This window comes from Dinoroseobacter sp. S375, from assembly GCF_049800775.1.
In the GTDB taxonomy this organism is placed as follows: Bacteria; Pseudomonadota; Alphaproteobacteria; order Rhodobacterales; family Rhodobacteraceae; genus Dinoroseobacter.
This window is the reverse complement of record NZ_JBNAFR010000005.1, coordinates 15,599-28,577: the sequence shown is the minus strand read 5'-3', so window position 1 is coordinate 28,577 and position 12,979 is coordinate 15,599. Positions and strand designations below refer to the sequence as shown.

Sequence of the window (12,979 nt, the reverse complement as noted above, 5' to 3'; positions counted from 1 at the left end):
CTGCAAGGGGGCGCTGTCCGTGCCGGGCAGTTTGCGCCTCAGGGGCTTGCGTCGAAGAAGAACCGCACCACGTGAAAGAAGATAGGCGCCGCAAAGAGCACGGAATCGAGCCGGTCGATGAACCCGCCATGGCCCGCGAACATCGGGCCCCAATCCTTGACCCCGCGATCCCGCTTGATCGCATTCATCACCAGCGCCCCGAACATCCCCACAGCTGCCACCATGAGCGCGAGCAAAAGGGCCTGCCACGGGGCGAAGGGCGTAATCCACCAGAGCGCACCGCCGATCAGGCTCGCCAGCAGGACACCGGCCATCGTCCCCTCCCATGTGCGCGAGCGGGACAGGGCGGGCGCGATCTTGCGCCGTCCAATCAGCTTGGTCCCGGCATATTGCAGCACATCCGCGATCTGCACCACGATCACAAGCCAGGCGATCAGCAGGATCGGTCGCCCATCATAGCCGGGGATCTCGAGCGTCAGCAGCGCGGGCACATGGCTCATGCAATAGACGCAGATCATCAGCGCCCATTGGGTTTCCGCCACGCGTTCGAGGAAGTTCGTCCGGTCCCCCTCCAGCGCCGAGAGGATCGGCAGCAGCAGAAAGGCATAGACCGGGATGAACATCGAGGACATCCCGTACCAGCCCATCCCGACCAGCACATATTGCACCGGCAGCATCACGAAGAAGGACGCGGCAATCGCCCAGTGATCGGCCACCCGTTTCCGGGTGAGCGTCATGAACTCCCGCAGGGCCGAGAAGGAGCAGATCGCGAAAAGCACCACGATCCCCGCATCCCCGCCCAGCGAGAACAGCGCGACCAGCGCGGTCATCGCCCACCAGGCCATGATGCGCGCGTTCAGGTTCTCGATCGTGGTGTTGTCCTCGTTGGGCGCGTAGCGCCAGCGCAGGGCCTCGCCCAGCAATGTCGCGAGGATCAGGAGCGTTCCGACCCCGATGATCTCCCAGGCGAAGGGATGGGGCTCGAGCGGGATCTCTGTCATGCGCGCGGCCCTCCATTCTGCGGGCGCAGGGCGACCATCGCGTCCGAGGCGCGGGTGAGAAAGGCGTCGATGCTTTCACCCGGCGCCACCCGGACCGGCGCGCCGAAGCTGACCGTGCAGAGCAGCGGCACCGGGATCACATGGCCCTTGGGCATGACGCTGTTCAGGTTCTCGATCCAGACGGGAACGAGGTCGAGGTCGGGCCGCGCCTTGGAAACGTTGTAGATGCCTGATTTGAAGGGCAGGACCGGCTGATCGGTCATGTTGCGCTTGCCTTCGGGGAAGATGATCAGGGAATCCCCCTGATCCACCGCCTCGAGGATCTTGGCCACCGGATCCTCATCCCCCCGATGCTCGGGCCGGCGTTCGATCATCACGGCGCGGACGACCTCATGGCCGACAAAGGCGCGCAGCCTCGACTTCAGCCAGTAATCGCTGCCCGCGACCGCGCGGGTCTGCTTGCGCAGGCGCGGGGGCAGGACGGTCCAGATCAGGATCAGATCTGCGTTGCTGGTGTGGTTGGCGAAATAGACCCGTTGGCGCGGGACAGGCTCGATCCCTTGCCAGATCGCCCGCGGAGCGGTCAGCAGCCGCGCCAGCAGGATCAGGCCCGAGCCCAGCAGCCAGGCCGCAAAGGAGGTGACCAGCCGCTTCACGGGCCGGGACAGGCGCGGCGCGTCACGCGCGCTCCATCGCAAGCCGCCCGGCCAGCAGTGCGAAGACCGCCGCGAACGAACGGTTCAGCCACGTCATCACCCGGGCCGAGCCGAGCACCCAGTCCCGCGCCTTGGCCGCGAAGGCGCCATAGCCGAGAAAGACCACGAAGGTCATCGCCATGAAAACCGACCCGAGCAGGGCCATTTCCGCCGTGGCGGTCGCTGCGTTCCCGCTCAGGAAGGGCGGCAGCAGTGCGAGGAAGAAAATCGACAGCTTGGGGTTCAGGATGTTGATCAGTGCCCCGCGCCGGGCGATGCGCCAGCCGGGCTCGGCGGTGGTTTCCGCCCGGACCTGCAACGCGCCGCCGTCGCGCAGCGCGCCCCATGCGAGCCAGAGCAGATAGGCCACCCCCGCGAACTTCACCACATTGAACAGCAAGGCCGAGGTATGCAGCACCGCCGCCAGACCCAGCGTCGCCGCCAAGAGGTGCGGCACGATCCCGAACGTACATCCCAGCGCGGCCCAAGCCGCCGCCCTGCGCCCGCGACCCAGCCCCAGGGCAAGCGTATAGACCACCCCGGTGCCCGGCGACAGGACGACCACAAGGGCAGTGAGCAGGAAGGACGTGGTGATCATCGGGCGGACCTTTCGCAGAAACCTGAAAGCGCCCCAGCGTAAGGCGAAACCAACGCGCTTGGCCAGCGTCTTGGCGCCTTCCGGTCCACAGAGCCTGCGGTTCGGGCGCGCGCGGCGCGGATCCCACATCCCGGGCGTGCTTTCCCGACGGAGGCGCTGGTATTTACAGGCTATTTCGCGGGTTTATGGGCGCTGTCCACCTGGCGGGCCGCGCCCCCTTAGCCCGTGCAGCTTGTGGCGTGAGATTGTCTCGGCGGAACGGGTGTGCAGCCGGGCGATGCCCGCGCGCACGCTGGACCGGCTCGGGCGTCGCCCCGCGCGCGATCAGGCCGTTTCGCGCAGGACGCGCGGGACCTTGAATTCGACATTCTCCTGCGCGGTCTCGACCTGCTCGACGGTGACGTCGAACCGTGCGCGGAAGGCGTCGATCACCTCATTGACCAGCACTTCCGGGGCCGAGGCCCCCGCCGTGATCCCGATGGAGCCGATCCCCTCAAGCGCGCGCCAGTCGATGTCGTCGGCGCGCTGGACAAGTTGTGCATACGCGCATCCCGCCGCCCGACCCACTTCGACCAGCCGCTTGGAGTTGGACGAGTTCGGCGCGCCGATCACCAGCATGGCATCCGCCTTGGGGGCCATGGCCTTGACCGCGCCCTGCCGGTTCGTGGTGGCGTAGCAGATGTCTTCCTTGTGGGGCCCGACAATCGCCGGAAAGCGCGCCTGCAGGGCGGCCACGATATCGGCGGTATCGTCGACCGAGAGTGTTGTCTGGGTGATGAAGGCCAGCTGATCCGGGTCGCGCGGGGTGAGCGTCGCCACATCCGCCACCGTCTCGACCAGCAGGACCTCGCCCTCCGGGAGCTGACCCATGGTGCCCACAGTCTCGGGATGGCCCTCATGGCCGATCATCACCATCTGCAGGCCGTTGCCATGGTGGCGTTCGGCCTCGATATGGACCTTGCTCACCAGCGGACAGGTCGCGTCCACATAGACCATCTCGCGTCGGGCCGCCTCGGCGGGGACGGCCTTCGGCACGCCATGGGCCGAGAAGATCACCGGGCGGTCATCGGGGCAGTCTTCCAGCTCCTTGACAAAGACCGCGCCCTTGGCGCGCAGCCCGTCGACCACGTATTTGTTGTGCACGATCTCGTGGCGGACATAGACCGGCGCACCCCATTTCTCGAGCGCCATCTCCACGATCTTGATCGCCCGATCCACGCCCGCGCAGAATCCACGCGGGGCGGCGAGGTAGAGGGTCAGCGGGGGCTGGGACATGGCGTGGTCCTCGATCTGTCAGAGTTTCTTTACGAATAGGTGTCCAGAGCGCGTTTGACCAGTCCCGAGCGTCGCGTCCCGGCGCGGTTTCTCGCGGGGCTTGACCTTCCAGCGGGGGAAGCGGTTTGGCTGACCCCAAGGAGGATCGGAATGCGTGCTCTCACTTTGATCTGTGCCGTGACGCTGGCCCATGGCGCGCAGGCGGACGGGCTATTGCCCTGGCAGGACCCGGCGGCCGTCGCGCGCGGGGCCAAGATCTATGCGGGGTATTGCGCCGCCTGCCATGGCGAAAACCTCGAAGGTCAGGTGCCGGATTGGCGGTCGCCGGGGGAGGATGGCCTGCTGCCTGCGCCGCCCCATGACGCCACGGGGCACACTTGGCATCATGCGGATCTGTTGCTCTTCCGGATCACGAAATACGGGACCGAGGCGCTGGTCGGGGGATCCTATCGCAGCAATATGGCCGGGTTTGACGGGGTTCTGAGCGATGCCGAGATCCTCGCGGTGCTCGGCTATATCAAGAGCACTTGGCCCGACCGCATCCGCGCCGCCCATGATCGGGTGAACGCCGCCGCGCAATAGGCCGCGTCAGGACAGCAGCTCGCCTCCGCCCACGACGGCTGCGGCGAGCACGACATAGCGGGCCGTCTTGGCGAAGCCGACCAGCAGGACAAAGACAATGAGCGGCGTGCGCATCACGCCCGCGGCGACGGTGATCGCGTCTCCCAGCGGCGCCCAGCTGAGCAGAAGGCTCCACTTGCCGTATTTCGTGAACCAGCTCTGTGCCTTGTCCAACTGCTCTGCGGTTACGGGGAACCAGCGCTTGTCGCGAAAGCGCGGGATCTGCCAGCCGAGCGCATAGTTCAGAACCGATCCGAGCGTGTTGCCGACCGAGGCCACGAGCAACAGCGCCCAGAGCGGCACGGCGGCCTGGATCTGGAACGCGGTGAACACGATCTCGGATTGCAGGGGCAGCGGCGTCGCCGCCCCGAAGGCCACGGCAAACATCGTCGCCAGCACGCCTGTCATGGTGTCCCAGATCCCCAAAAACCTCTCCCCTTGAATGAAAAAGACCCGCCGGAGCGGGTCCAATCCTGCGCGGTGATGGCGCGCTCAGTCTGCGGTCTCGGTGACCGTCTCGCGGGGCTCGCGCGGCTCACGCGGCGGGCGCCCGATGATCTCCTTGAGCTCGTCGAGCTCAATGAAGTTGTCGGCCTGACGGCGCAGCTCGTCCGAGATCATCGGCGGATGCGACCGGATGGTCGAAACCACCGAGACCCGCACGCCACGGCGCTGCAGGGCTTCGATCAGGGGGCGGAAATCTCCGTCGCCTGAGAACAGAACGGCATGGTCCATATGGGGCGCGAGTTCCATTGCGTCCACGGCCAGCTCGATGTCCATGTTTCCCTTCACCTTCCGGCGACCCTGGCTGTCGGTGTATTCCTTGGCCGGCTTGGTCACCATGCTGAACCCGTTATAGTGGAGCCAGTCCACAAGCGGGCGGATCGGTGAATACTCATCGTTCTCCAAGAGCGCAGTGTAATAGAACGCACGCAGCAGTTTTCCGCGCCGCATGAATTCTTGCCTGAGCAACTTGTAATCGATGTCAAACCCCAGCGCTTTGGCTGCGGCGTAGAGGTTGGAGCCATCAATAAACAGCGCCAACCTGTCGTCTTTATAAAACATTACTGGTCCTTCCAAGTAATGCGTTTCATCGAATTCCGTGAGTGCGAATTATTTTAAATTGATGAAACGCGTCATGGAAAGTAAGCCATTTCACGGCCATCGCAACTGGAAAGGCGCTCAAAATTTCGTCCATAGGCATAATAGCGCTGGGCGCAAATCAACCACTCGGTGATTTTGCGCCAGAGCTTACTTTACGTCAAGCTTACGACGCTCTGGAGGAGGCATCGCTGCAGATTGTGGCGCGCAGCCAGTTCTACGCGACGCCCGCATTTCCAGATCCGTCTGAACCAGAGTATGTTAACAGCTGTGTGACCGTGGAAACCGCGCTGTCTCCCAAAGCGCTTTTAGAGGTCTTGCACGGGATCGAGCGCCGTTTGGGCCGGGCCCGGGTGCAGCGCTGGGGCGCGCGGACGCTGGATCTCGACCTGCTGACCTACGGGATCACGATCCTCCCGGATCTTGAAACATATCAGCGCTGGGCGGCGCTGCCGGTCTCGGAGCAGATCGCCCGGACGCCGGATCACCTGATTCTCCCGCACCCGCGGATCGCCGATCGGCCCTTCGTTCTGGTGCCGCTGCGCGATGTCGCGCCGCTCTGGCAGCACCCGGTGACCGGGAAAACCGCCGATCAGATGCTCGAAGCCCTGCCAAAAGAGGATATTGCCGCGATCCGGCCCCTCGACTGAGTGCATTTTACTTGTCAAGGGTTTTCCGAGGCCTTACATGCTGGCCACTGCCCCTTTTCGTGAAACGGAGACATCCATGGCCCGCGTGACGGTTGAAGATTGCGTTGACAAGGTTCCCAACCGGTTCGAGCTGGTGATGCTGGCGGCCCATCGCGCCCGCGAGATTTCCGCCGGAGCAGAGCTGACCATTGACCGCGACAACGACAAGAACCCGGTCGTGTCCCTGCGCGAGATCGCCGAAGAGACCCAGTCGGCCGATGCCCTGCGCGAGCGTCTGATCGAGTCCAACCAGACCCAGATCGAAGTGGACGAGCCCGAAGAGGACACCATGGCGATGCTCATGGGTGGCCAGCCGGACAAGCCCGCCGAGGACGACATGTCCGAGGAGAAGCTCCTGCGCGCGCTGATGGAAGCGCAAGGTCAGCCCTGATCCCATGCCTCGGGATCAGCCGGAGTCCATGCTCGAAGCGCGCGACCTCGTCGCCCTGATCCAGACCTACAACCCGAAAACCAACGCGGCCCTGATTGAGGCCGCGTATGCCTATGGGCGCGAGATGCACCGGGGCCAGATGCGCCATTCGGGGGAGGAGTATTTTACCCACCCCGTCGCCGTGGCCGCGATCCTCGCCGAGCAGCGGCTCGATGACAGTACGATCATCACCGCCTTGCTGCATGACACGATCGAGGACACCCGCTCCACGTTCGCTGAGCTCGAGCGCCGTTTTGGCCGCGAGATCGCCGAACTGGTCAACGGGGTGACGAACCTCACCAACCTGCAGCTCACCAGCCGTGAGAACAAGCAGGCCGAGAACTTCCGCAAGCTCTTCATGGCGATGTCCAAGGATCTGCGCGTGATCCTCGTGAAGCTGGGCGATCGGCTGCACAACATGCGCACGATCAAGCACATGCCCCAGGCCAAGCAGGTCAAGAAGGCGCAGGAGACCATGGACATCTATGCCCCGCTCGCCGGGCGCATGGGCATGCAGTGGATGCGCGACGAGCTTGAGGATCTGTCCTTTCGCGTGCTCAACCCCGATGGCCGCCAGTCCATCATGCGCCGCTTCATCAAGCTGCAGAACGAGACCGGCGACATGGTGCAGAAGATCACAAGCGATATCCGCACCGAGCTCGACCGCCACGGGATCCAGGCCGAGGTCTATGGCCGGGCCAAGAAGCCCTATTCGATCTGGCGCAAGATGGAGACCAAGAAGCTCGGCTTCTCGCGCTTGTCGGATATCTACGGGTTCCGCGTCATCACCCAGAGCGAGGATGACTGCTATGGCGTGCTGGGGGCGATCCACCAGCGTTGGCGCGCGGTGCCCGGACGGTTCAAGGATTATATCAGCCAGCCGAAATCCAACGGCTACCGCTCGATCCACACCACGGTCTCGGGCCGGGACGGCAAGCGTGTCGAGGTGCAGATCCGCACCCGCCAGATGCACGAGGTGGCCGAGGCCGGCGTCGCGGCCCACTGGTCCTATCGCGACGGGATCCAGGTCGAGAACCCCTTTGCGGTGGATCCGGCCGAATGGATCTCGACCCTGAGCGAGAGGTTCGAGCAATCCGAGGATCACGGTGAGTTTCTCGAGCATGTGAAGCTCGAGATGTATTCCGACCAGGTCTTCTGCTTCACGCCGAAGGGCGAGGTGGTCAAGCTGCCCAAGGGCGCCACCCCGCTGGACTATGCCTATGGCATCCATACCCGGATCGGCGACAGTTGCGTGGGGGCCAAGGTGGACGGCATCCGCGTGCCGCTCTGGACGCGGTTGAAGAACGGCCAGTCGGTCGAGATCATCACCGCCGATGGCCAGCGTCCGCAGGCGACCTGGATCGACATCGTCGTCACTGGGCGCGCCAAGCAAGCGATCCGCCGCTCGCTGCGCGAGGAAGACCGCGCACGCTTTGTGAAGCTGGGCCAGGAACTCGCCCGCGTGGCGTTCGAGCATGTGGGCAAGCGTGTCACCGACAAGGCGCTCAAGACCGCGGCCCATCAGCTCGGCTATGGCGGGCAACAGGACCTGCTCTCGGCGCTGGGCAGTACAGATATCACGGCCCGCGAAGTGGTCGAGGTGCTCTACCCGGATCTGCAGGGGGCCACGGGCGACGAGGTCGATGCGGAACGGGCCGTGGTCGGCCTGAACCCGGACCAGAGCTTTGAGCGGTCGCGCTGCTGCCAGCCTGTGCCCGGCGAGCGAATCGTCGGGATCGCCTATCGCGGGCGCGGGGTGCGCATCCATGCCATCGACTGCCCGGCACTCGAAGAGTTCGAAGACGAAATGCGGCGCTGGATTGACCTCCAGTGGCATTCCGGTCGCCACGCGGCGGCCCATGCGGTCCGTCTGGATGTTACGATCGGCAACGATCAGGGCGTTCTGGGACGAATCTGCACATTGATTGGCGAACAGAGGGCAAATATTTCAGACCTACACTTTGTTGACCGGAAACCTGACTTTTACCGCCTACTTCTAGAGGTAGAGGTACGTGACCTGGAGCATTTGCACCGCGTCATGACGGCTGTTCAGGCCGATAGCGACGTCGCCGGGCTCGACCGGCACAGAGATTTAAGCCGCAAGCCCTGATCCCCAGGGGCGGGCGGGCCAGATGGAAAGAGGACCCGCTTGGTATTCAAGCGCCGCGATAAACGTCCGGTCTGGAAGACCGTGGCAGAGGCCCTTTGGCCTCGTGGCGGGTGGACTCGGTCCTTCCACTACATCGCGCGCCGGTTGCAGCGACTGCCCGATCCACCCGAACGGATCGCACGCGGGATCGCGGCGGGGGTGTTCACGACCTTCACACCCTTCTACACGGTGCATTTCGTCATCGCGGCCCTGCTGGCCAAGACGATGCGCGGCAATATCCTCGCCTCGCTGCTGGCGACCTTCTTTGGCAATCCGTTGACCTATATCCCCATCGGGGTGATCTCGCTCAAGACCGGGCATTTCATCCTCGGCACCGAGTTCGATCCGGAGGATGAGACCTCCTTCGTGGGCAAGTTCACCGAGGCGGGCGCGGATCTTGGCAACAACATCGTCGCGCTCTTTACCGACCGCGATGCGGAATGGGCGCATCTGCAGCGCTTCTTCGATGAGGTGTTCTTCCCCTATCTCGTGGGCGGGATCATCCCGGGCATCATCGCGGCCTCGGTCATGTACTATCTCAGCCTGCCGGTCCTGCGGGCCTATCAGAAACGCCGCAAGGGCCAGCTGAAGAAAAAGATCCAGGCTTTGCGCGTCAAAGCGAAGTCGAGGGCTGACGAAGCCCATTGAGCGCCCTAGGTTCGCGGTCAGGAGGCCCTGACCATGACTGTTTCTGACGCGACCCCGGATCTGCTGCGCCTTGGGGTGAATATCGACCATGTGGCCACCGTGCGGAATGCCCGGGGCGGCACCACCCCGGACCCGGTGCGCGCGGCCGTGCTCGCCCAGGAGGCTGGGGCCGATGGCATTACCGCCCATCTGCGCGAGGATCGCCGCCATATCGCGGACCGCGATATCGAGGCGTTGATGGAGGCGCTGACCGTGCCGCTCAACTTCGAGATGGCCGCCACTGCCGAGATGCAGCAGATCGCCCTGCGCCACACGCCCCATGCGGTCTGCATCGTGCCGGAAAAGCGCGAAGAGCGGACGACTGAGGGCGGTCTCGAAGTGGCGCGCGAGGAAAACCGGCTGGCCCATTTCATCGCGCCCCTGGCCGAGGCGGGCTGCCGGGTGTCGATCTTCATCGCGGCAGAGAAGGCGCAGATCGAGGCGGCGCACCGGATCGGCGCGCCGGTGATCGAGCTTCATACCGGGGCCTATTGCGACGCCCATGCGGAGGGCGATGTCGCGACCCGCGATGCCGAGCTTGCGCGCCTGACGGAAATGGCGGCCTTCGCCGCTGATCTCGGGCTCGAAGTGCATGCGGGCCACGGGCTGACCTATGATTGCGTCGGCCCAATCGCCGCGCTGCCCCAGGTGCGGGAGCTGAATATCGGGCACTTCCTCATCGGCGAGGCGATCTTTCGCGGGCTGCCCGAGGCCATGGCCGAGATGCGCCGGAGGATGACCGCCGCCCGCGGGGGCTAGGCGCGCGGGCGGTCGACCGCCCCCGTGTCACCGGGATGTCTTGCAATCGGCGCGGTTATCCCGCAGAGAATTCATGTTTCTCAGACTCGGAATTACTAAGGGCGGCCTATGATTATCGGGATCGGGACGGATCTTGCGAATATCGAACGGATCGAACGCACGCTGGAGCGGTTTGGCGACCGGTTCCGCAACCGTGTCTTCACCGAACAGGAGCAGCGCAAGGCCGATAGCCGGGCGCAGACCGCTGCCACTTATGCCAAGCGCTGGGCCGCGAAAGAGGCTTGCTCCAAGGCGCTGGGAACGGGGCTGCGGATGGGGATCTCCTGGCGCGACATGGCGGTTCAGAACCTGTCCACCGGGCAGCCGACCATGTATGTGACCGGCTGGGCCGCCGAGCGGCTCAAGGATCTGACCCCCGAAGGCCATGAGGCCGTGATCCATGTCTCGCTCACCGATGATCATCCTTGGGCGCAGGCCTATGTGGTGATCTCGGCGGTTGCGATTGATCCGGGCGCGCCCTCCGCTTGACTCCCCGCCTTTGCACGCCCATGAAGCGGGCCAAACCCGGGTAGAGGCGTGATATGGCAAGCACTGAAAAGGCCGAAGGCGGCATTGTGGAAACGGTCAAGACCGTGGTCTATGCGCTGCTCATTGCGGGGATCTTCCGCACCCTGTTTTTCCAGCCGTTCTGGATCCCGTCGGGGTCGATGAAGGACACGCTGCTGGTCGGGGATTTCCTTTTCGTGAACAAGATGGCCTATGGCTACAGTCAGGTCTCCTGCCCGTTCTCGATCTGCCCGATCCCGGGGCGCATCCTGGCCTCTGATCCCGAGCGTGGCGATATCGTCGTCTTCCGCCATCCGGTCAACGGTTCGGACTTCATCAAGCGCCTGATCGGCCTGCCCGGCGACCGCATCCAGTTCCGCGAGGGTGCGCTGTTCCTGAATGGGGAGGCTGTGCCGACCGAACGCGATGGCACCTTCGAGGAGGTGTTTGATCGCCAGGGTCCGATCGGCTCTTACCCGCGTTGCTCGAACCAGCCCGTTGGCGAGGGCGGCATCTGCGAGAAAGAGAAATTCGTCGAGACCCTGCCCGGTGGTGTCAGCCACTCGATCCTGAACATCGACCGCAGCTTTGGCGACAACACGCCCGAGTTCACGGTGCCCGAAGGTCATTTCTTCTTCGTCGGTGACAACCGTGACAACAGCCAGGACAGCCGCTACGCCCAGTCCGTTGGCGGCGTCGGCTTCGTGCCCTTCGAGAACCTGATCGGCCGCGCGGATCGCGTGATCTTCAGTTCCGCAGGCTCCCGGATGCTCTATTTCTGGACCTGGCGCGGGGATCGCTTCTTCAAGGCGCTCGATTGAAGCTGTCCAAGGAGCTTGTCGCCTTCAGCGACCGGATCGGACACACGTTCGCCCGCCCCGAGATCCTTGTCCGGGCGGTGACCCATGCCTCGCGCAGCGCGGCGGTGCGGTCTGACAACCAGAGGCTCGAGTTTCTCGGCGACCGCGTGCTGGGGCTTGTGATGGCCGAGGCGCTGCTGGAGGCTGATCCGGATGCGCGCGAGGGGCAACTGGCCCCGCGGTTCAATGCGCTGGTGCGCAAGGAGACCTGCGCCGAGGTGGCCCGTGAAATCGGGCTTGGCGAAGTGCTCCGGCTGGGGCGGTCCGAGATGCTGACCGGGGGGCGCCGCAAGGAGGCCCTGCTGGGCGACGGGATGGAGGCGGTGATCGCCGCGGTCTATCGCGATGGCGGGTTCGAGGCGGCCAGGGCGCTGGTGCTGCGGCTGTGGGGCAAGCGGATCCGCACGGTCGAGGCCGATGCCCGCGACCCCAAGACCGCGTTGCAGGAATGGGCCCAGGCCCGCAAGCTGCCGCCGCCGAACTATGATGAACTGGGCCGCAGCGGCCCGGACCACGCGCCGGTCTTCACGATCGTGGCCCGGCTGCAGACCGGCGCCGAGGCCAAGGCCAGCGCGGGCAACAAGAGACAGGCGGAGCAGGCCGCGGCCAAGGCCCTGCTGAGCCAGGTAGAGAGCAAGAATGACTGACGCATCCACGACCACCCGCGCCGGATTCGTGGCGCTGATCGGCGAACCGAATGCTGGGAAATCGACCCTGACCAACGCGATGGTGGGGGCCAAGGTCTCGATCGTGACGCACAAGGTGCAGACCACGCGCGCGCGGATCCGGGGCGTGGCCATCGAGGGCGACGCGCAACTGGTTTTCGTGGATACGCCGGGGTTGTTCCGTCCGCGCCGGCGATTGGACCGGGCCATGGTCGCGGCGGCCTGGGGCGGGGCGGCGGATGCGGATGTGGTTGTCCTGCTGGTCGAGGCCCATCGCGGGATGACCGACGGGGTCAAGGCGATCCTGGAGGCGCTGGCCGAGCGGACCAATCCGCGACAGGCCGTGGCACTGGCGATCAACAAGATCGACCGGGTGAAGGCCGAGGTCCTGCTGAAGCTCACCGAGGACATGAACGCGGCCTATCCCTTTGCCCGCACCTTCATGATCTCGGCCGAGAAGGGCTATGGCGTGGGCGATCTGCGCAGCTGGCTGGCCGAAACCCTGCCCGAGGGGCCATGGCTCTATCCCGAGGACCAGATCGCCGATGTGCCCATGCGCATGATCGCCGCCGAGATCACCCGCGAGAAGCTGACCCTGCGCCTGCATCAGGAGCTGCCCTATCAGCTGACGGTGGAAACCGAGAGCTGGCAGGAGCGCAAGGACGGCTCGGTGCGGATCGATCAGGTGATCTACGTGGCGCGCGACGGCCATAAGGGGATCGTGCTGGGCAACAAGGGGGAGACCGTCAAGGCCGTCTCCAAGGCTGCCCGCGAGGAGCTGATCGAGTTTCTCGGACGGCCTGCGCATCTCTTTTTGCAGGTCAAGGTCCGGCCCGGCTGGCTCGAAGAGAAAGAGCGCTTCGACGAGATGGGGCTCGACTTCAAGGACGGGAACGCCTGAGC

16 protein-coding genes are annotated in these 12,979 nt (G+C 64.8%); 10 read left to right on the top strand and 6 right to left on the bottom strand.

The window, feature by feature from the left end; genetic code table 11:
• Nucleotides 1-38: 38 nt before the first annotated feature.
• From ACP150_RS12580 to ispH, 4 genes are all read right to left on the bottom strand, one after another.
• A complete protein-coding gene (locus ACP150_RS12580; RefSeq protein ID WP_424967002.1) occupies nt 39-1,001 on the bottom strand; it encodes a phosphatidate cytidylyltransferase in 963 nt (320 codons plus the stop codon).
• Nucleotides 998-1,657 (bottom strand): lysophospholipid acyltransferase family protein, encoded by a 660-nt coding sequence (locus tag ACP150_RS12575; RefSeq protein ID WP_424967001.1) that lies wholly within the window; start codon nt 1,655-1,657, stop codon nt 998-1,000. The genes ACP150_RS12580 and ACP150_RS12575 overlap by 4 nt, the downstream gene beginning before the upstream one ends.
• A gap of 22 nt (nt 1,658-1,679) precedes the next feature.
• Nucleotides 1,680-2,294, bottom strand: a complete 615-nt coding sequence (locus tag ACP150_RS12570) for a LysE family translocator (protein ID WP_424967000.1) — start codon at nt 2,292-2,294, stop codon at nt 1,680-1,682.
• A gap of 324 nt (nt 2,295-2,618) precedes the next feature.
• Nucleotides 2,619-3,569, bottom strand: coding sequence for a 4-hydroxy-3-methylbut-2-enyl diphosphate reductase (gene ispH / locus ACP150_RS12565; RefSeq protein ID WP_424966999.1), 951 nt, complete (start codon nt 3,567-3,569; stop codon nt 2,619-2,621).
• Between the two features lie 150 nt (nt 3,570-3,719).
• On the opposite strand from ispH, the gene ACP150_RS12560 reads away from it, so the two are divergent.
• The gene (locus ACP150_RS12560) at nt 3,720-4,151 is read left to right on the top strand and encodes a c-type cytochrome (RefSeq protein WP_424966998.1); all 432 of its coding nucleotides are present in this window, start codon (nt 3,720-3,722) and stop codon (nt 4,149-4,151) included.
• 6 nt (nt 4,152-4,157) lie between these two features.
• On the opposite strand, the gene ACP150_RS12555 is transcribed toward ACP150_RS12560, so the two are convergent.
• On the bottom strand, nt 4,158-4,598 hold the full coding sequence (locus ACP150_RS12555; RefSeq protein ID WP_424966997.1) for a YqaA family protein: 441 nt from the start codon (nt 4,596-4,598) through the stop codon (nt 4,158-4,160).
• Between the two features lie 84 nt (nt 4,599-4,682).
• Nucleotides 4,683-5,255 carry an NYN domain-containing protein gene (locus ACP150_RS12550; protein ID WP_424966996.1) on the bottom strand — a complete coding sequence of 191 codons (573 nt, stop codon included), beginning with the start codon at nt 5,253-5,255 and terminating at the stop codon, nt 4,683-4,685.
• A 98-nt stretch (nt 5,256-5,353) separates the two neighbouring features.
• Between ACP150_RS12550 and folK the strand changes: the two genes are divergently transcribed.
• From folK to era, 9 genes are all read left to right on the top strand, one after another.
• A complete protein-coding gene (gene folK, locus ACP150_RS12545; protein ID WP_424967222.1) occupies nt 5,354-5,941 on the top strand; it encodes a 2-amino-4-hydroxy-6-hydroxymethyldihydropteridine diphosphokinase in 588 nt (195 codons plus the stop codon).
• A gap of 76 nt (nt 5,942-6,017) precedes the next feature.
• Nucleotides 6,018-6,371 carry a DNA-directed RNA polymerase subunit omega gene (rpoZ, locus tag ACP150_RS12540; protein ID WP_424966995.1) on the top strand — a complete coding sequence of 118 codons (354 nt, stop codon included), beginning with the start codon at nt 6,018-6,020 and terminating at the stop codon, nt 6,369-6,371.
• 28 nt (nt 6,372-6,399) lie between these two features.
• Nucleotides 6,400-8,520 carry a RelA/SpoT family protein gene (locus ACP150_RS12535; RefSeq protein WP_424966994.1) on the top strand — a complete coding sequence of 707 codons (2,121 nt, stop codon included), beginning with the start codon at nt 6,400-6,402 and terminating at the stop codon, nt 8,518-8,520.
• Nucleotides 8,521-8,559: 39 nt separating this feature from the next.
• Nucleotides 8,560-9,207: a DUF2062 domain-containing protein gene (locus tag ACP150_RS12530; protein WP_424966993.1), complete on the top strand. Its 648-nt coding sequence runs from the start codon at nt 8,560-8,562 to the stop codon at nt 9,205-9,207.
• A gap of 33 nt (nt 9,208-9,240) precedes the next feature.
• Nucleotides 9,241-10,005: a pyridoxine 5'-phosphate synthase gene (locus ACP150_RS12525; protein ID WP_424966992.1), complete on the top strand. Its 765-nt coding sequence runs from the start codon at nt 9,241-9,243 to the stop codon at nt 10,003-10,005.
• Nucleotides 10,006-10,113: 108 nt separating this feature from the next.
• Nucleotides 10,114-10,533, top strand: coding sequence for a holo-ACP synthase (gene acpS / locus ACP150_RS12520; RefSeq protein WP_424966991.1), 420 nt, complete (start codon nt 10,114-10,116; stop codon nt 10,531-10,533).
• Nucleotides 10,534-10,586: 53 nt separating this feature from the next.
• Nucleotides 10,587-11,372 carry a signal peptidase I gene (lepB, locus tag ACP150_RS12515; RefSeq protein ID WP_424966990.1) on the top strand — a complete coding sequence of 262 codons (786 nt, stop codon included), beginning with the start codon at nt 10,587-10,589 and terminating at the stop codon, nt 11,370-11,372.
• Nucleotides 11,369-12,058, top strand: a complete 690-nt coding sequence (rnc, locus tag ACP150_RS12510) for a ribonuclease III (RefSeq protein ID WP_424966989.1) — start codon at nt 11,369-11,371, stop codon at nt 12,056-12,058. Before lepB ends, rnc begins: the two co-directional genes overlap by 4 nt.
• Nucleotides 12,051-12,977: a GTPase Era gene (gene era / locus ACP150_RS12505; protein WP_424966988.1), complete on the top strand. Its 927-nt coding sequence runs from the start codon at nt 12,051-12,053 to the stop codon at nt 12,975-12,977. The genes rnc and era overlap by 8 nt, the downstream gene beginning before the upstream one ends.
• Nucleotides 12,978-12,979 lie beyond the last annotated feature (2 nt).